Origin of the sequence: Ruminococcus flavefaciens, assembly GCF_900119075.1 — a bacterium.
GTDB lineage: Bacteria > Bacillota > Clostridia > Oscillospirales > Ruminococcaceae > Ruminococcus > Ruminococcus flavefaciens_Q.
Genome location: NZ_FPIP01000001.1, coordinates 210,153 through 228,366 on the forward strand (window position 1 = coordinate 210,153; position 18,214 = coordinate 228,366).

General features: G+C 46.1%; 14 protein-coding genes and 1 riboswitch. Of the genes, 7 read left to right on the top strand and 7 right to left on the bottom strand.

Going from position 1 to position 18,214, the window contains the following annotated elements; all coding sequences use genetic code 11:
- Positions 1–62 precede the first annotated feature (62 nt).
- The 4 genes from BT105_RS00880 to BT105_RS00895 all read left to right on the top strand — a co-directional run bounded on the left by BT105_RS00880 (position 63) and on the right by BT105_RS00895 (position 6,980).
- Positions 63–1,199: an SLC13 family permease gene (locus BT105_RS00880; protein ID WP_081367749.1), complete on the top strand. Its 1,137-nt coding sequence runs from the start codon at positions 63–65 to the stop codon at positions 1,197–1,199.
- Positions 1,200–1,750: 551 nt separating this feature from the next.
- The gene (locus BT105_RS00885; RefSeq protein ID WP_072298976.1) at positions 1,751–3,781 is read left to right on the top strand and encodes a M13 family metallopeptidase; all 2,031 of its coding nucleotides are present in this window, start codon (positions 1,751–1,753) and stop codon (positions 3,779–3,781) included.
- A 3-nt stretch (positions 3,782–3,784) separates the two neighbouring features.
- Positions 3,785–6,241 carry an ABC transporter permease gene (locus BT105_RS00890; RefSeq protein ID WP_072298977.1) on the top strand — a complete coding sequence of 819 codons (2,457 nt, stop codon included), beginning with the start codon at positions 3,785–3,787 and terminating at the stop codon, positions 6,239–6,241.
- Between the two features lie 13 nt (positions 6,242–6,254).
- Positions 6,255–6,980: an ABC transporter ATP-binding protein gene (locus BT105_RS00895; RefSeq protein ID WP_072298978.1), complete on the top strand. Its 726-nt coding sequence runs from the start codon at positions 6,255–6,257 to the stop codon at positions 6,978–6,980.
- Between the two features lie 34 nt (positions 6,981–7,014).
- On the opposite strand, the gene BT105_RS00900 is transcribed toward BT105_RS00895, so the two are convergent.
- The gene (locus BT105_RS00900; protein ID WP_072298979.1) at positions 7,015–7,566 is read right to left on the bottom strand and encodes a TetR/AcrR family transcriptional regulator; all 552 of its coding nucleotides are present in this window, start codon (positions 7,564–7,566) and stop codon (positions 7,015–7,017) included.
- 125 nt (positions 7,567–7,691) lie between these two features.
- On the opposite strand from BT105_RS00900, the gene BT105_RS00905 reads away from it, so the two are divergent.
- Positions 7,692–7,892 carry a DUF1858 domain-containing protein gene (locus BT105_RS00905; RefSeq protein WP_024859968.1) on the top strand — a complete coding sequence of 67 codons (201 nt, stop codon included), beginning with the start codon at positions 7,692–7,694 and terminating at the stop codon, positions 7,890–7,892.
- Between the two features lie 43 nt (positions 7,893–7,935).
- Here BT105_RS00905 and BT105_RS00910 read toward each other — a convergent pair whose 3' ends face one another.
- The 6 genes from BT105_RS00910 to thiD all read right to left on the bottom strand — a co-directional run bounded on the left by BT105_RS00910 (position 7,936) and on the right by thiD (position 15,890).
- On the bottom strand, positions 7,936–9,909 hold the full coding sequence (locus BT105_RS00910; RefSeq protein ID WP_072298980.1) for a hypothetical protein: 1,974 nt from the start codon (positions 9,907–9,909) through the stop codon (positions 7,936–7,938).
- A gap of 57 nt (positions 9,910–9,966) precedes the next feature.
- The gene (locus BT105_RS00915; protein WP_028514789.1) at positions 9,967–10,452 is read right to left on the bottom strand and encodes a GtrA family protein; all 486 of its coding nucleotides are present in this window, start codon (positions 10,450–10,452) and stop codon (positions 9,967–9,969) included.
- On the bottom strand, positions 10,452–12,011 hold the full coding sequence (locus BT105_RS00920) for an NAD(P)/FAD-dependent oxidoreductase (protein WP_072298981.1): 1,560 nt from the start codon (positions 12,009–12,011) through the stop codon (positions 10,452–10,454). The genes BT105_RS00915 and BT105_RS00920 overlap by 1 nt, the downstream gene beginning before the upstream one ends.
- A 543-nt stretch (positions 12,012–12,554) precedes the next feature.
- Positions 12,555–13,868 (bottom strand): phosphomethylpyrimidine synthase ThiC, encoded by a 1,314-nt coding sequence (thiC, locus tag BT105_RS00925; RefSeq protein WP_072298982.1) that lies wholly within the window; start codon positions 13,866–13,868, stop codon positions 12,555–12,557.
- 22 nt (positions 13,869–13,890) lie between these two features.
- On the bottom strand, positions 13,891–15,084 hold the full coding sequence (cytX, locus tag BT105_RS00930) for a putative hydroxymethylpyrimidine transporter CytX (protein ID WP_072298983.1): 1,194 nt from the start codon (positions 15,082–15,084) through the stop codon (positions 13,891–13,893).
- Entirely contained in the window at positions 15,084–15,890 is an 807-nt protein-coding gene (gene thiD / locus BT105_RS00935; protein ID WP_072298984.1) for a bifunctional hydroxymethylpyrimidine kinase/phosphomethylpyrimidine kinase, read from the bottom strand. Before thiD ends, cytX begins: the two co-directional genes overlap by 1 nt.
- 266 nt (positions 15,891–16,156) lie before the next feature.
- A riboswitch (TPP riboswitch) is annotated at positions 16,157–16,260 on the bottom strand.
- Positions 16,261–16,404: 144 nt separating this feature from the next.
- Between thiD and BT105_RS00940 the strand changes: the two genes are divergently transcribed.
- Both BT105_RS00940 and BT105_RS00945 read left to right on the top strand, forming a co-directional pair.
- Complete coding sequence (locus tag BT105_RS00940; protein ID WP_072298985.1) at positions 16,405–17,184, top strand: flavin reductase; 780 nt, start codon at positions 16,405–16,407, stop codon at positions 17,182–17,184.
- 40 nt (positions 17,185–17,224) lie between these two features.
- The gene (locus tag BT105_RS00945; protein WP_072298986.1) at positions 17,225–17,977 is read left to right on the top strand and encodes an EFR1 family ferrodoxin; all 753 of its coding nucleotides are present in this window, start codon (positions 17,225–17,227) and stop codon (positions 17,975–17,977) included.
- The last annotated feature ends 237 nt before the right edge of the window (positions 17,978–18,214 follow it).

An 18,214-nucleotide genomic window follows, 5' to 3' on the forward strand; every position in this document is an offset into this window, starting at 1 on the left:
GGGACGTCATTGCTCAATAAATCTGTTGACGTCTGCCGAAAAACGTGGTATAATCAATAGGCATGAAAATTTGGAAGGACGGTTTTATGGAGAAGGTCTGGAAATTTATAAAGGCACAGCCTGTACTGATAATCGCGTTCATTCTTGCTGTGGCGACAATGTTCATCGTTCCGCCTGACAGGGAGTACATCGGCTATTGCAACAGAACGGTGCTTATCGAGTTGTTCGCACTTATGGCGGCTGTAGCAGGACTGCGGAGCATAGGCATATTCGACACGGCGACGAGAGTGATACTGCAAAAGACGGGCACAGTCCGCCGACTTGGCGCAGTGATGATCCTCATATGCTTTTTCAGCGCAATGCTGGTCACCAATGACGTGGCTCTCATTACATTCGTACCGCTGACGCTTCTTATCTACAGCAACATCAAGGACGACAAAAGTCTGATACTGACTATCGTTCTTGAATCGGCGGCGGCTAATCTGGGCAGTATGATGACTCCCGTCGGCAATCCGCAGAACCTGTTCCTTTACGATAAATACGGGCTCACGGCTATGACCTTTGTGAAAACCATGCTCCCCGTCGGAGCTCTTGGACTTGCGGCGGTGCTTTTGCTGACATTGTTTCTGCCAAAGGACAAATGCGAAGCTCCAAAGCGCAATGACAACAAGCTGCCCGTAATAAAGGCGGCGGTATATACGGGCGTATTCGTGTTGTGTATCGCGGCAGTATTCAGGCTTGTTCCCGACTGGGTATGCCTTATAGCGGCAATAGCGGCGGCGCTTATCTGCGACGTGAAGCTTCTTCTGAAAATAGATTACATACTTCTTGCAACCTTTGTCTGCTTCTTTGTTTTCGTAGGAAACATCGCCCGAATCGACGCGGTAAGCGAGTTCTTCTATGGAATACTTACAGGCAGGGAATTGATAGTATCGGCGCTTCTTTCTCAGTTAATCAGCAATGTACCTGCGGCAGTAATGCTTGCGGAGTTCACGGATAACGGCACACAGCTTCTCCTCGGAGTTGACATCGGCGGCTTCGGAACTATCATCGCTTCTATGGCGAGTCTTATCGCATTTCAGATATACCGCGGCTCTGACAGAGCTCAGACAGGCAAGTATATGGGCGTATTCACACTGGTGAACGTAACGCTTCTGGTGCTTCTGCTGGGAACACAGCTTATTATATCGCACATATGAAAGTTGAGAGTTGAGAGTTATGGTTTCGCCTGCGGCGAATAATTAAAGTTCAAATAAAAACAGGCATAAAGAGTAACCGCAACACTTATATAGAAGCTTACAGTTAATTATGGGGGAAACCTTTCTGAGGAAAGGTTCTCCCCCATACCCCTTTCCAAAGACTTTTATCTGGTTTTTTCTCAGATAGGGCGCACCTGAATTTTGCAGGATTTGTTAATCTATGAAGCGCCCTATCTGAGAAAAAACAAAACTAAAGTTTTAGGGAGAGAGTTTGAGAGAAGCCCCTTTTTCAAAAGGGGTTCTCTCAATAATAATTATAAAACTTCTATATGAGTATCATGGTTATTCTTTATGCCTGTTTTTATTGTTTCCTGTTTTTTCAAAAATTTTCGTTAAATACTTGACAAGCTTGTTATTAATGTGTATAATGTATATATACACTTGCGTGGCAGTATCTGGCAAACAATAATTGACATCTGCTGCGTATTGATGTATAATTACTATTGCTGCATATTTATTTTATATGTCACAATAATTATTGGAGGATCAAAATGAAGAAAAAACACAGGCTGCTGCCGCTCCTGCTTGCCGGACTGCTGACGGTCAATGTCTGCGGCTGTTCCATGCAGGCTAATGACGATTCGTCAGGCAGCAAAAAGACCGAAGCAGAGGACTCAAAAGACGACGGGGATAAGTCCGAGGACAAGGATACCAAAAAGGAAAGACGCCCTCAGGACGATTTTTACGACTATATCAACTATGATAAGCTTATGAACATGGAGATATCTTACGGTGAATCTGCTGCGTCATATTTCGCAGGTGAGGAGATACAAGATGTTATCGAGAATATGATAGTTGAGATAGGAAATTCAAACGAGAAGTTTGCCGACGGCTCAAATGAACAGCTTGTCCATGATCTTTACAAACAGGCTATTGACTACAAGGAAAACGACGATGTAGTAAAGACTATAATGGGCAACTGCGACAGGATACTTGCAGCAAAGGACGTTCAGGAGCTCTTTAAGATATGGGGCGACCTTTGTATAAACTACGGCGCTCAGTCTATTTTTACTTTTAATATCGGAAGAGACTATACCGACGGAACCCGTTACTGTATCGAGCTTTACGGCGCAAATGATTTTCTTGGCACATCGCTAAAGGACATAAAGGACGATTCAAGCAACTGCTCTGCGGCTAACGCTATTGCAAGAGATATGCACAGAGTAATGGGAGACGACTATGAGACTGCCGATGAAAAGGGCAGGCAAATGGTTTATCTTGCAATTGATATTGCAAATGCAACAGATACCGAGCATAATATGACTCTTGAAGAAATGATTGCTACTCCAAAGACCTCCTTTGCGGAGCTTGACAGTATTATGAGCAACCTTGACGGTTCTCTTGTTGAGATGTTCGTTGGTGACGCAGTAAGCAAAACTGACGGTATCTACATTTACGATCCTGAACAGCTCAAGGCTGTAAACGAACTCATTACCGACGAAAACCTTGAAAAATGGCGTTCATACATATTTGCGGGCTATCTTAAGGAAATGGGTATGTATATCCCCGAGAGCAATTCTATTCTCAGGGACTACAATCCCGAGAGCAAGGAAAAGGACGAGAAGGTAGCTGCCTTTGCTGTAGTGAATTACCTTGGAACTGCTATAAGCGAGCTCTATGCGGAGAGATATTATACTCCCGAGCTCGATAAAGGCATTCACAAGCTCTTTGACGAGATAATAGAAAGCTACGACGACCTTATCAACAAGGCTGACTGGCTGACTGCCGATACAAGAAAGGCTCTTCTTAAAAAGCTTCACGGTATCAAGCTCCTTACGACTCCTACTCCTCACAAGGTGGATCCAAAGGACGCAAAGGTCATAGGAGCGGATTTTTATCATTCTTCTATCAATATCAAGAAAAAGACCACTGATGACAAGATAGAAAAGCTTGACAAGACCGTAAGTCTTGACGAGGTGGATATGTCAGCGGCTGAGTTCAACGCTCAGTATCTGCCAAGCAACTGTATCAACATCACAGTGGCTATCATGCAGAAGCCGATGTTTGATCCCAATGGCGACAACGCCGAGAATCTTGGTGCACTGGGCAGCGTTGTGGGACATGAGATAGGTCATGCTTTTGATTCCACCTGCATAAACTACAATGCAGAAGGAAAGTACGATCCAAGCTGGATTAACGATACCGATAAGCAGGTGCTCAAGGAGCGTGCAGACGCCCTTGCCGAGTACTACAGCAAATTCACGATAATGGAGGTCTACCACGTAGACGGCAAGCTCACCAACAGCGAGAACTATGCCGACCTCAGCGGTATCGAGTGTGTTACCAATCTTGTGGACGACGAGGAGGAGCTTAAAAAGCTCTTCAAGGCGTATGCTCAGGCGTGGTGTACATTAATGGTGGATTCTGACGCTATAAGCTCACTTAAACTCGATCCGCACAGTCCTGCCAAGACCAGAGTTAATGCTGTCCTTGCCTCGAACAAGAAATTCAACGAGGTATACGATCTGAAAGAGGGCGACGGAATGTACGTAGCTCCCGAGGAAAGGGTAAGCAGGTGGTAAGCGATGAGATTGGTATTTAAGCATTTATTCAAAAATATATGGGCGCATAAGCTCAGAACGGTACTGCTCATACTCATTATTGCAGTATGCAGCTTTACGGCTATGATAAGCTTTGATATGAGCGGTTCGCTCAGCGGAATGATAAAGGGCGTATTCTCCAACACTCTCGGAACCTCGGATATACAGATAGATACAAAGTCGCCTGTGGACGACAGCTTCGGAGAGGGAGCTCCTGACTGCAATATCATAAAAATGGCTGCAATGGGCAGTGCATTTGACAGACACATAGATTTTGACAGCTCATATGTAAACCGTTCAATGATAACAGTATTCGGCTTGGATGAGGAGACAGCCAAGAAAATGAGCCTTATCCGCGAGGGCACTGAGCTCGGCGGCAAGAAGGCTGCTATTTCCGAGAGCTTTGCCGACGAATTCGGCTATAAGGAAGGCGACAAGATTGTTTTCCACGGCGAGCAGGATAAGCCTGTAGAATTCACCGTAGGAAGCATTGAGAAGAAGCAGGGCGTCTTCAATATGGGCGAGATAGCGGTTATCAGCTTTGAGGATATGAAGGAGCTCACACTCAGCGGCGAACTTGAGATAACCAGCGTACTTGTTGACGTGAAGGACGACAGCCGCGTTGCTGAAGCCGAGAAGTTCTTCAAGAAAAAGTATCCTACAGCAGAGGTCACGAACTTCCTTGAAAGCAAGGAGATCACCGACGCTATCAAGAGCATAACAAGATTGTTTATCGTGCTTTTTGCAGTATGTATGCTTCTTGTTATCTTCGTTACCATATCCGTTTCCGAGCGTATGATAGTAGACAAGATGTCTGTAGTCGGAACCTTCCGAAGTCTTGGTATCTCGGCTAAGAAGACCACCTTTGCTCTGATGTTCGAGAACGCATTGTACGGTCTTGCAGGCAGTATCATAGGTATTATTGTTTACTGTCTTATAAAGAAGCCGTTCTTTGACAACGCATTCGTAATAGGCGGCACAGATGCTATCAAGCCGCCCGTTCCTATGCCGAAGTGGTATCTTATCGCAGCAGTTATTCTTGGCTCAATGCTCATCGAGTGTCTCTGCCCAATTAAGGAAGCTATAAAGGCGATAAAAACTCCTATCCGTGATATTATTTTCAATACAAAGGAAACAGAATACCGTCCAAGCAGAGTATTTACTGTTATCGGCATTATTCTCATGGCAGTGTCTGTTGTGACATTCTTCTTCAAGGACAGCTTCGTGCTCAGTATGACCTGCTTTGTGTGCTTTATAGCAGGCGTGGCAATGCTTTTCAACTATGTTGAGAGAGGTATCGCAAAGCTTCTTGCAAAGCTGTTTGCAAAGCGCAATTTCCCGATCGCACATCTTGCGGCAATAGAGGCAGGAAACAAGAAGAGCACCGTAGGAAGCTCGGTACTGTGCGTGACAGCGGCTGCACTTGCTATCGTTATTTATATTTTCTCGAATTCACTTGCTTCCATGTATGCTCACGAAGCCTTCAAGAGCGACGTCATCTGTACGCTCAGCGAATGCAAATCGGATATATTATCCTATGTTGAGCAGCTTGACGGAGTAGAAAAGGTAGAGTTCTTCTATCTTATATCAGACAATCTCAAGCTTGACGATGAAAAGGTTGACTGCTATGTTTACGGCTTGAACAATGACGGCGCAGAACTTGTATCTGCATTTGATCTTGATGTTGACAGCCTTGAAGAGAACGAGATATGCATTGACAGAATGCTCATGAAAAAGTACGGCTACAAAGTGGGCGACAAGATAAAGATGACCTTTATGGAAAAGGGCTATCTCCCGATAGTGAGAGAGTTTACTATCAAGGCTGAGGTCAAGATAGATTACATGACGGCGACGGGAACATCGGTCATTGTAAATGAGGACGTATTCAAGGAGATATACAACGACTTCCCGCAGTTCATGCTTGTGAGCGGCGATGACGCAAAGGCTCTGAAAAAGACCATACAGGATCATTCCGCAGACTACATACAGGTAGCTCTTACAAAGAGCGAGTATGACCTCAATGTGGCTCTTACAAAAGCTGTATTGAAAATGATACTCAATACCCTTATTCTTATCGGCGTAGGACTTACATTCGTGGGAGTTGTAAGCAACCAGCTTATCGGACTTGAGGGAAGAAAGCGCGAGTGCGCTGTAATGACGTCAGTGGCTATGCCGCGAAAGAAGCTTTCAAAGATGTTCCTCATCGAGAACATGATATCCTCTGGATCAGCGCTTCTGTTCGCAGTGCCTATCGGTGTGTTCATGTCCTATGTATTCGGCAGGATAATGGATATACTGGAGCAGGTAATGCCGCTTCAGATACCTGTGGTCAAATGCGTGGTATATGCTGTATTCCTGTTCGGCGTATTCACACTGGTATCGCTTTTCCCAATAAGAGCACTGAAGAAAATGGACGTAGTTTCACAGCTGAAATACGAATAAAGGAGAGAGTACAATGGCAAATGTAATAGAAGTAAACAATGTATATAAAGCATTCGGCAAGGGCGAGAGCATGACAAAGGTATTGTCGGGAGCATCACTCAGCGTAGAAAAGGGCGAGTTCGTATCACTTATGGGCGCTTCGGGAAGCGGTAAATCAACGCTTCTGTATCTCATAGGCGGACTGGACAGATACTTCAACGGCAATATCAGCGTATGCGGCTATGACATCGGCAAGATGAAGGAGAAGGATCTGTCAAAGATGAGACTTGACAAGATAGGCTTTATCTTCCAGTTCTATAACCTTGTCCAGAATCTCAATGTAGAGGACAATATCCTGCTTCCCTCAAGCGTAAAGGGCAAGAGCAAGGCTGAAATGAAGGAGCAGCTCGATGAGATACTCCGTATCACAGGACTTACCGAGAAGCGCAAGGCAAAGCCCTCAGAGCTTTCGGGCGGTCAGCAGCAGAGAGTCGCTATCGCAAGAGCGGTCATAGGCAATCCCGAGATAATCCTCGCAGACGAGCCGACAGGTAATCTTGACTCAAACGCAGGCGCTGAGATAATGAAGCTGTTCTCAGACATCAACAAGCAGAAAGGCATAACTATTTTGCAGGTAACACACTCCCACAAGTGTGCTTCATACGGCGACAGAATAATCGAGCTTGTAAACGGCAGAACAGATATGCAGTCTGAAGAAAACGCAGAAGCTCCCGTACAGGAGACAGTTGCTGTTCAGTAATACATAAGAAAAAGGACGCCTGAGGCGTCCTTTTTTAACCGTAATTCTTGAAATAAAGACCTCCGAAGAGACTGAACATCAGCTTTGTGAGGAATGCTACATCAGCCTTGCAGCCCTGAAGCACATAGTTCTTGGCGATACTGTTCATGCCGCTGGCGATGAAGTCCACGATGAATACGCGGTCATCGTCGGAAACGTCACCGATGAAATGCTCGCATTCGAGGAGCGACTTATACTGCACGTCATAGAGAAAATGTATCATGCTGTTCCGCACCAGAAGCTCTATGATATGTCTGTTATCCACGATATATCTGCTGTAGCCCTCGCAGAATGAGCGGAAAGCCGCAGAATGGCAGGCAGGGGAGCTCTTATCGGGGAGAAAGCAGCAGTTATGGCTGAGTTCATATACTACAACGTTTTCTTTTGTGCCGAAAAGGGAATAGAAGGTCTGGCGTGATACCTGAGCCTCGCGGCAGAGGTCGCTTACGCTTATATCATTGAATGGCATGGTTTCGAGAAGCCGCAGCAGCGCGTCTGAGATAAGCTTCTGAGACAGGAGAGCGGATTTGTTGCTGCCTTTATACATGGACAAAATACCTCGCTTTGTAAAAGTTAACGGTAGCTCCTTGACAAATGTCAAAGACTATGATAATATTATAACAACGGGCTGGACATTTGTCAAGCCCTGAATAAAAAAACGGAGGTCACAATATGGCACAGGTTACAAAGGAAACAAAGATAGGCGAGCTTCTCCAGCTTGATAAGGACGTATCACCAATTCTTTTCAGTATCGGAATGCACTGCCTCGGATGTCCTGCTTCACAGGGCGAGTCCATCGAGGAAGCAGCAATGGTTCACGGAGTAAACGCAGACGAGCTTGTAAATGCTATCAATCAGAAGCTTGCTGAATAATAGCATATAATAATCAATGGCACCCGAAAGGGTGCCATTTTTGTTATGGAGTAACTATATTGTGGTCGTATACCAGCAGATTGAAATCAATTCCGTTGATACTTCTCTGAGCTGTACGTATCGGCTCATTGTATATCGGGAAGTCTGAAAGATTCATCTGCTCCATTTCGTTGCCTGAAAGAAGCAGGAAGTATTCGCCCTGCTCGGGATCAGTCTCATACCATCTCTTAGAGGACTGATACGGACGGCTGAATACGCCTCTTTCGTTTACATCGACATCGCTTACCTTTATTCTTTCACCTGTGATAACGGTTACCGAGTTAGCGTTCCAGAATGTGGCATAGCCTCTGTTTACGCCCTCTTCCTCAAGGAAGTCAGCAAGCATATACTGTGTATTGTGCTTGTACTCGTCCTTCTTCATCTTTCTGACGTCGTTGCAGTGAAGCATGCCTGCCATGAATATAGGAACGAAGAGTATTACGGTTATTCTTGAAACATCTACGCTTCTTGTGACAGACCATGAAAGGAAAAGGATACTTACTATAAGTGAAGTGCCTATCATAGGGATAATACGCCAGTCTGCTGCTGCAAGAACGCCGAAGACATATCCCATGATGTTTACAGCTGTAACAGCCCAGTGCATCCATATCCAGATACGGAGCATCTTAGCTTTGCGGTCGTCGCCGAACTTTTTATAATAGCAGGTAGCGATTACAGGGATAACAGCGATAAGGATAGCAGCCATAAGGAATATCATATTCGGGATACCCTCTTCGCTTGTGAACTTTACATACTGTAAGCTCTTTACGCCGAGAAGTCTCATCCATGCAAACGGCAGATTATGGAAGTGCTCCAGCCATTCCTCCATAGGTGAGAAGTTTGAATTAGCCTCCTGATAGCCTGCTGTCATGTCTCCGAGGAGCTTGTTGTTTATAGCGTTTCCTAATACAGCCATGATAAGGAATACTAAACATCTGAATGTAACGAGAGCGGTCTTGCCGCTGAGGAGCTTATGCTTGGTATTCACGAACTGCTCAGCGAAAACAGCTCCTGCGAACGGGAGAGCGAACAGTGTGAAGCCTGTGATTCCGTCTGTGCCTGTAAGGAGCATGAATAAGCAGATACAGAGGAAGATGATAAGCTTGTGGATAGTGGTCTTTTTATTGTTCTTGCCGTCCTTTTTGAGGGCTCTTGCCTTGCTGCCGACAGAGAGAAAGCGGAAGTACATGAACGCTCCTATTACAAGGAAAAGTATACCTAAGCTGTAGTAAATGGTATGTCCCCAGAAAATCTCTCTCATTTTCTGAGTAGAGAGCGTAATGGAGAGGAAAATAGCCGTGCCCACAAGCGACATCGGATAGCTGCCTGTCATCTCGTGTATCATGAATACGAGGAACACGGTCAGCAGTATGAAGAAGCACATCATACCAACGATATGTGCGGTCATTGAGAGTCCGAAGAAGTGGAGCAGGGGATACATGATAGTGCTTGTGCTGAACGGAAGGAAGCAGGCGTAGCTGAATTCCTGATCGTACACGTGACCGCTCTCTGCGGTAGCGTTAGCCCACATGATAGTATCTGTGCAGTCTGCGTGGAACTCTGCCTTCTGAGCAGTAGTTACATAGTAGGTAGTAACGCATACAGCTCCGAGGAAGATGATGCCTGCAACTACCCAGATGATTATCTTGCTTAGCAGGTCAAAGTGATACTTCTCGCGGACAGAAACGGGAGCAGCTTCTGCTTCTTCGCCCTCAGCTTCTTTTTCGTCAGCATTTTCGGGAGCTTTCTCCGCTTCATCTGTTTCAGCCTTTTTGTCGGAGTCCTCTTCTGTAAGGTCGAGTATATTCTCGGTTGCGTCAGCTGCGTCTTCGGTAAGGTCTATGACGTCGGAAGCAGTCTCCTCGGCGGTTTCTACAGCCTTCTCAGCCTCTTCCTTTACCTCCTGTGCAGTCTCGGCAGCCTTTTTAACAGCGTCTTCTGTGTTTTTTGCGGCGCTGTTTTTATTATTCTTTGACAATGTTATCAACTCCTTAGAATTTTATAGGCGGATACTATCCGCCTATAATAATTAATTTCAGTTCTTGTCTTCCTTTTTGGTATAAAGGAGTATTTTTCTTGCGAAGAAGTTCCAGAGGAACGATACCGCAGTTGAAACTACCTTTGCGATTATCTGGAAGAGGCTTGTTGTATCGCCAAGCCATATCTCGAAAAGCTTGGTAATGCCAATGGTTATAAGAAGTCCCACAACACCGATAGCGGCAAAGCTGATAAACTCAACAAACTTGTTCTCTACCTTTGAGTTTTTGAATATCCAGAATGTACTTATAACATAGTTTACTGCAAGACCTGCGATAAATGACAGGGAATTGGCTATCCAGCCGAATTCCTTCTGTTCTCCGAAAGCAAATCTGAACAGTATATAGGATAATGCGAAGTCAACGACAAATGCAAGTCCGCCGACGAAAAGGTAGCGGAAGAACTGTATCAGCGTATTATCCGTATCACCGACAAACAGCTTCTTGAACTGTTTGTCGCGGAATATCTGCTTAATCTCGTCCATTACTTCTGCTTCTCCTCGTGATATTCCTTTTCTGTATTAACGTTCCAGATAGCAGACTTGTCTGAGCTGCCGTTCTTGATAGCCTTTACAGCCTCGAAAGAAGTTACCATAGAGTGGTCGATATTGTTGTATCTGTGCTGACCGTTACGTCCTACACAGTAGAGGTTCGGGATAGTATCAAGGTAGCTGATGAGCTTGTCCATTTCTTCGTATGTATCGAAGTAAGCAGGATAAGCCTTCTTAACCTTTTCCATATGTGTGTCGATGACTTCGTCTGCGCTGTCGATAAGACCGAGCTTAACCATTTCCTTAACGCAGAAGTCGGAGAACTGCTCCTCAGTCATGTTCCAGAACTTGTCGCCCTCTGTTACGAAGTACTCAAGACCTACCCATACAGTATGACCGAGGTCCTTTACCATATAAGGAGACCAGTTGTTGTATATCTGGAAACGTCCCATTTTAACACGTCTGTCCTGAACGTAGACCCAGCAGTCAGGCACGATGTTGCCGACTGTCTTCATATTTGTCTTGTTCTTGAGCTTGAGCTTCGGAACGAGAACACCGAGTGTCATGTAGTCACGGTAGGGAAGTCCTGCTGCGATACGAGAAGGCTCCTCGGGAACATCGTTCATTCCTGCAACGAGGTCCTTGACAGGCATTGATGAGATAATAACGTCGCCGTTGAGCTCAACTTCCTGACCGTCCTTGATGTAGGTAACGCCTGTGAGGACGTTGTCGGAATTCTTGTGGAGCTTCTTGACAGCAGCCTCCATGATGATGTGACCGCCAAGCTTCTTTACTTCATCAGCAGTGACCTCCCAGAGCTGTCCTGGACCGAGCTTAGGGTACTTGAATTCCTCGATAAGAGATGTATTTACCTTACGGTTCTTTACCTTGAAGAGCTTTCCGAAGAAGTCCTTGATGATACCTACGATAGAGAGTCCCTTTGTACGCTGAGCGCCCCATGAAGCGTCTATCTCGCTGGGGTGTCTGCCCCAGAGATTCTCGGTGTAGTACTCGAAGAACATGGAGTAGAGCTCCTTACCGAAGCAGTTGATATAGAAGTTTTCAAGATTTGTCTCAGGGCGCTTGTGGATAGCAGCCTTGAGGTAGCTGAAGCCGACCTTCATTGTGGTGAAGAATCCGAAGTTCTTGATAGTTTCTGGCTTCAGCGAAACAGGGTAATCATAGAACTTGTCGTTGAAAAGGATACGTGATACTCTGCGTCTCTTGAGCATTACGCGGTTTTCCTTCTGAGGATCCGGACCGCCTGCTTCAACGTTTACGTGTCTTTTGAGGAATTTGTCGTCCGATGACGGCGAGCCCTGCATAGGAAGCATATTGCTCCACCACTGATTTACCTCGGGGATCTTGGAGAAGAAGCGGTGACCGCCCATATCCATACGGTTGCCCTTGTAGTTTACAGTTTTGGAGATACCGCCGATAGCGGTAGTTTCCTCAAGGACGGTAACGTCGTACTCTCCCGAGCCGTCCTTCAGAAGCTCATATGCAGCGGTAAGACCGGCAGGTCCTGCGCCGATGATAATGACTTTTTTCATGATGTATTACCTTTTCCCTTCCACGGAGCGGTGAGCTCCGAAAAATGCTTTATAATAATTAGACGTATGGGAAAGAAAAAACTCTCACCATTCCGAGAAATTTTTTTCTTTTACTCAAATAAGTAAAATTAGCCATACTATAAAGTACATTATATCACATATAAAAATAATAATCAAGAGAAACGACGAATTTTTCGGCTCTGTCCAAAAAAAGTGCATAATCAACAGTAATGCACAGTCCGATTTGTGCATATATACAAAACTATTAGAGCTTAGAACTAAGAGCTAAGAACTGAGACTGTAGGGGCGGCGTTTCGCCGCCAGTTAGGGGACGCCCTCACTTGCAGGTCCCCCTAATTGGGTCCGTCCCCTCTGTCGCGTTGCGACATCTCCCCATTTTATGGGGAGTCACTCCGCCTAAGGAACACGTCCCTTAGGAATCCCGTTCATACTATCAGCGAGTAAATTCGGAGTAGATATTTCTACTCACTAATCACTAATAACTAATCACTAAAAAGGCGCACATGAAGTGCGCCTTGGATATTACTTTTCAGTGCAGAACTCGACCTTTTCGCCGTTGAGTATCATATTTGTAGTCCTTACGGCGCACATCTTGCCGCACATTGAGCAGGTGTGTCTGTCAGCAGGGGGAGTGCTCTCGAAGTATGCGCGAGCTTTTTCACCGTCAACAGCAATCTCGAACATCTTCTCCCAGTCAACTGCGTGGCGAGCCTCAGCCATAGCGTTATCGCGGTCTGTAGCGTGTGGTATGCCCTTTGCGATGTCAGCGGCGTGAGCTGCGATAAGGCTTGCGATTATGCCCTCCTTAACGTCGTTTGTATCAGGCAGGCGAAGGTGCTCGGCAGGAGTAACGTAGCAGAGGAAGTCTGCGCCGCTTGCAGCAGCGATAGCACCGCCGATAGCAGATGTTATGTGGTCATAGCCTGGGAATATGTCAGTTACAAGAGGTCCGAGGACGTAGAACGGAGCGTTGTGGCAGATACGCTTCTGTATCTTCATATTTGCCGCTATCTCGTTCATTGCCATGTGACCGGGGCCCTCGACCATTACCTGAACGTCCTTTGCCCATGCTCTTTCTGTGAGAGCGCCAAGCTCAATAAGCTCGGATATCTGACCTGCGTCTGTAGAGTCGTCGATACAGCCCGGGCGGAGTGCGTCTCCGAGGGAGATAGTGCAGTCAAATTCACGGAGAATGTCGAGAACTTCGTCGTAATGCTCATAGAACGGGTTCTCGTTGCCTGTCATCATCATCCATGCGAAGAGCAGTGAGCCGCCGCGTGAGACGATGTTCATTTTGCGTCCCTCTCTGCGGAAAGCCTCAACAGCACGGCGGTTGATACCTGCATGGATAGTCATGAAGTCAACGCCCTCTTCTGCGTGAGCACGTACAACTCTGAGGAAGTCCTCGGCGGTTATTTCGAGTAGGTCCTTTTCAAGATAGCCGATAGCGTCGTACATAGGAACAGTTCCTATCATAGCAGGAGCCTTTTTGATAAGAGCCTTTCTGAAAGTGTTTGTCTTGCCGTAGTTGGAGAGGTCCATGATAGCCTCAGCGCCGAATTTCAGCGCCATGTCCACCTTTTCCATTTCCACGTCGTAGTTCTTGGCGTCACCTGAGATACCGAGGTTTACGTTTATCTTGGTGCGCATTTTGGTACCGATACCCTCGGGGGATATGGACTTGTGGTTGATGTTGCAGGGGATACAAACCTCACCCTTTGCAACGAGAGCGCGGAGCTCCTCGGGTGTGATATATTCTTTCTTGGCAACTATTTCCATTTCGGGAGTTATGATACCCTTTTTAGCTGCTTCCATCTGTGTATGATAATTTCTCATAATATAATTCTCCTGTTTAGCATTATTCTGTTTTAGCCTTGAGTGATTTTGCGCTTCCTGCAAATATTTTCTTTGCGGCAACGCAGATGATAATAGTTACAGCCATATCGGGCAGTGTATTGCCCACAGGGATATCCTTGGTCATAAGGAATCGGTAAAGGGCAAAGCCCAGTACCCATACGATACAGCTTATTATGTCGAAGCTCTTGTCGGAGCTGTCTTTTTTGAGTATGAAATGGTCTGCTATCTGAACAGCTATCATAGGTGCGAATACCGAGCCGATGAGATAGAGGAAGTTTGTTATATCCTCCATGGGGAAGAGTATAGCTCCTGCTGTACCGATAACGGCAGCAGCAACAGCCACCCATTTGCCCTTGAGTTTTGAAAGTATGGACTCTCCCGAGATACCTGCCGAGTAAGCGTCAAGGAATGTAGTTGTAACTGTTGAGAATACCACGATAAGGAGACCTGCTATGCCAAGGCCTGCCTTTACCATTATCTGAGCGATATCGGATTCAGCGGTGAAAATAGCAGCTCCCATGCCGATAGCGTACATCCAGCAGCTGATTATACCGTAAACTACAGCGCTTGCGGCAGTTGCAGCCACGGGCTTTTCAGCTTCTCTTGTGTAGTCGCTGATGAGAGGCAGCCATGAAAGAGGCATTGCTACCGAGAGCTCCACAGCAGCGCCGAAGCTCATGCTCTCCTCTGAAACAGGAAGCTCGCTGCCGTCAAAGAAGATGACCTTGCATAGTATAAGTGTAAGTATGAAAAGTGCAGCCATAGCCACAGTATTTATCTTGCCGAGGTTTTTGATACCGATGAGTATCCAGAGGATAATGAGTCCGCCGATGACGAGACACCATACCCATTTTCCTGCGTCAAAGATACCGTTTGCAGCCAGTGAGCCATCGTATATCATTATCGCGGTCCAGCCGACCAGCTGAAGCACGTTGAGTATCGAAAAGAAGATACCGCCCTTGCTGCCGAAGCTCATTTTTACGGTCTCCATAGCGCTTCTGCGAGTCCTGCCGCCGATAAGACCTGCAAGGAAAAGCATAGTGCAGCCGATGATATGACCGATTATTACGGCGAGAAGACCTTTTCCGAAGCCGAGAGGTGCGAAGTATGTACCTGTGATTATCTCGGCGATTGAAACGCCTGCGCCGAACCATATAAGTCCGTTTTCGTAAACTGAGGTTCGCTTCTGTTCCATTATTCTGCCTCCTTGGCGAACTCGCCTGTAAGAGCGAATGCGTGGTTCATAGGACCGCTGCCTTTGCCGAGGTCGAGCATTGCTGCGAGAGCGCCCGAGATATAGTCCTTGGCGCGTTCAACGGACTTCTCCAGTGTGAACCCCTTAGCAAGATTTGAGGCGATAGCGCTTGAAAGTGTGCAGCCCGTACCGTGAGTGTTTGGGTTGTCGATACGTCTGCCGTTGAACCATTTTGTGCTGCCGTTATTCCAGAGGAGGTCGTTAGCGTCGCTGAGACTGTGACCGCCCTTGCAGAGCACTGCACAGCCGTATTTCTCGCCGATTATCTGAGCTGCGTTTACCATGTCGTCCTGTGAAGCTATCTTCATATCCGCAAGTATTTCAGCCTCAGGGATATTTGGTGTTACCACAGTTGCAATAGGCAGAAGCTCTGATTTCAGAGTTTCGACAGCCTCGTCAGCAATGAGCTTTGAACCGCTGGTAGCTACCATAACAGGATCCACAACTATGTTCTCCGCCTTGTATTCGCGGAGCTTTGCAGCTATGGTGCGGATTAGCTTGTCGGAGGATACCATGCCTGTCTTTACTGCGTCGGGACGAATGTCCGTGAACACAGCGTCAAGCTGCATGGCTAAAAATTCAGGCGATACCTCCATAATACCTGTTACGCCGGTCGTGTTCTGCGCAGTGAGAGCGGTTATCGCGCTCATGGCAAAAACACCATTCATGGTCATGGTCTTCATGTCCGCCTGAATGCCGGCGCCTCCGCAGGAGTCGCTTCCTGCGATCGTTAATGCTGTTCTCATATTCATTTCTCCTTTGTGATCGTTTTGGGCGAATGCCCCAGCATTAATTTTGTATAGCGAGACAAAGTGGTGCCCCCGATGTCCCTCTGCAAAGCAAAGCTTTGCGGTTGAGAGTTTAGAGTTGAGAATTGAGGGTTATTTGAAGATTTTTCCAAATATTTGTCTGTAATGGCAGACAATAGCTCTGAACTCTCATCTTTCAGCTCTCAACTTTTTCGAGCATAAGCTCGAAAAATAAAAAGAGTGTGTCCGCAGAGAGACACACCTATTTTACATAAGTATTTCCCTACGTTGGCATTATCCAAATCAGGTTAGGTCGGAGTTTGAAACTCCCTCTCAGCCTGTTACACAAGCTCCCTTTTTCATATCTATTATAGCACTTTTTCGTCAAATGTCAAGGAACTAAAATGTTCACAAAATATACTTGACTACCTGAAAATGTTTTGGTAAAATTATAATATGAGATAATAAAAATCTTCAGTGCAATTCTATATATAATCGGAGGTATCATACTATGGACAAGAAAGCTATGTACAAAATAAGCTACGGACTTTTCGTTGTTACAGCCTGCTGTGACGGCAAAGACAACGGCTGTATCACAAATACACTTGCGCAGGTGACATCAACTCCCAATAAGGTAAGCCTTACCGTTGCCAAGAACAATCTTACGCACGATATGATAATGTCTACAGGAAGATTCACCGCTTCTGTAATAAGTACAGACGCAGATTTCTCGCTGTTCAAGCATTTCGGCTTCCAGTCGGGACGCGATGTGGACAAGTTTGCGGACTTTACCGACTGCAAACGTGCTGAAAACGGCACACTTATCGTAACAAAAGGCACAAACGCCTATATCTCATGCTCTGTATGGCACAGCATTGACCTTGGCACACATACAATGTTTATCGGCAATGTTACGGATATGGAGGTCCTCAGCGATACTCCTTCAGCTACCTATGAATACTATCAGAGCAATATCAAGCCAAAGCCCGAGGCTGTAGGAACGACCTCCGACGGTCAGACTATCTGGAGATGTGTTATCTGCGGTTATGAGTACGTAGGTGAGGAAGTTCCCGATGACTTTGTCTGTCCAATATGCAAGCACGGCAAGGCTGATTTTGAAAAAGTATCGGACGGCGGACATGATGCTGTACCTGTTGGAAAGACCGAGAACGGTCAGACTGTATGGAGATGTATGGTCTGCGGATATGAATATATCGGAGACGAGGTACCTGCTGACTATGAATGTCCTATCTGCGGAGTAGGTGCTGATCAGTTTGAAAAGATAAGCTGACAAACGCGCTGATGACATAATAATGTATAGGGGGATATATATGATAGTTTATTTTTCGGCAACAGGAAACAGTAAGTATGCGGCGCAGCGTATCGCCGAGGCTTTAGGTGAAAAGACCATGTCCATTGAGGACGGCGTATACGATATAACCCTTGAAGAGGACGAGCACTTCGGCATAGTTACGCCTACTCACTGGTGGGCACTGCCTATACCTGTGAGAGCATTCCTTAAAAAGCTCAATCTTAAAAGAAGCGGCAGACACTACATCTTTGTGGTTTCTACATATGGAACGACGCCCGGGTGCAGCGGCGAGGAGACTCGCAGACTGCTGAAAGAGAAGGGGATAAGGCTTAGTGCGGCTTACAATATTAAAATGCCAGATAACTGGACGGTGACCTTTGACCTGTCCGATCCGAAAAAGGTGGCAAGGCAGAACGAAAAGGCTGAGGTCAACATCGACAGGACTATAGCCAAGATACTCCACAGGAAAAAGGGCAATTATATGAACCTGAAAACGCCTTATGCTATCTATCCGCTTACGGATAAGGTGTTCGCAAAGGTGAGAAGCACAAAGAATCTCTCCGTGGAGGACAGTTGTATCGGCTGCGGTCTCTGCGCTGAGAAATGTCCCGTAAAGGCTATCAGGATAAAGGACGGCAAGCCCGTATGGGTTCGGGACAGGTGTGCGCTGTGTTTCAGATGTCTGCACCACTGCCCTGAGTTCGCTATCCAGTTCTGGAACGGAGCAACAAAAAAGCACGGACAGTACACAAATCCAAATGTAAAAGTATAAAAAATGAAAATTTTTATGAAAAAGCCTGTAAAAATGAACGCCAGTCGTTTTTTGCAGGCTTTTTTGTTCCGGAAAACATTCTATTTTTCGGAATATATCGGATGTATTATACTGCAAGTAATAAAAATTGGTAGTACCTTCTGCTCGTTGGAACGGAAAATAGCCCTAAACTATGTTTGTTTTGTATAAAAACGGGGTCGCAAATGGCGTAATATACGTCGATTTGTCATTTTTTCG

What these genes read in the sequence shown, in the direction of transcription:
- BT105_RS00945 (WP_072298986.1), top strand. Translation starts at nt 17,225, where the DNA reads ATGATAGTTTATTTTTCGGCAACAGGAAACAGTAAGTATGCGGCGCAG.
- BT105_RS00895 (WP_072298978.1), top strand. Translation starts at nt 6,255, where the DNA reads ATGGCAAATGTAATAGAAGTAAACAATGTATATAAAGCATTCGGCAAG.
- BT105_RS00920 (WP_072298981.1), bottom strand. Translation starts at nt 12,011, where the DNA reads ATGAAAAAAGTCATTATCATCGGCGCAGGACCTGCCGGTCTTACCGCT.
- BT105_RS00885 (WP_072298976.1), top strand. Translation starts at nt 1,751, where the DNA reads ATGAAGAAAAAACACAGGCTGCTGCCGCTCCTGCTTGCCGGACTGCTG.
- BT105_RS00940 (WP_072298985.1), top strand. Translation starts at nt 16,405, where the DNA reads ATGGACAAGAAAGCTATGTACAAAATAAGCTACGGACTTTTCGTTGTT.
- BT105_RS00905 (WP_024859968.1), top strand. Translation starts at nt 7,692, where the DNA reads ATGGCACAGGTTACAAAGGAAACAAAGATAGGCGAGCTTCTCCAGCTT.
- thiD (WP_072298984.1), bottom strand. Translation starts at nt 15,890, where the DNA reads ATGAGAACAGCATTAACGATCGCAGGAAGCGACTCCTGCGGAGGCGCC.
- BT105_RS00900 (WP_072298979.1), bottom strand. Translation starts at nt 7,566, where the DNA reads ATGTATAAAGGCAGCAACAAATCCGCTCTCCTGTCTCAGAAGCTTATC.
- BT105_RS00880 (WP_081367749.1), top strand. Translation starts at nt 63, where the DNA reads ATGAAAATTTGGAAGGACGGTTTTATGGAGAAGGTCTGGAAATTTATA.
- BT105_RS00890 (WP_072298977.1), top strand. Translation starts at nt 3,785, where the DNA reads ATGAGATTGGTATTTAAGCATTTATTCAAAAATATATGGGCGCATAAG.
- BT105_RS00915 (WP_028514789.1), bottom strand. Translation starts at nt 10,452, where the DNA reads ATGGACGAGATTAAGCAGATATTCCGCGACAAACAGTTCAAGAAGCTG.
- cytX (WP_072298983.1), bottom strand. Translation starts at nt 15,084, where the DNA reads ATGGAACAGAAGCGAACCTCAGTTTACGAAAACGGACTTATATGGTTC.
- thiC (WP_072298982.1), bottom strand. Translation starts at nt 13,868, where the DNA reads ATGAGAAATTATCATACACAGATGGAAGCAGCTAAAAAGGGTATCATA.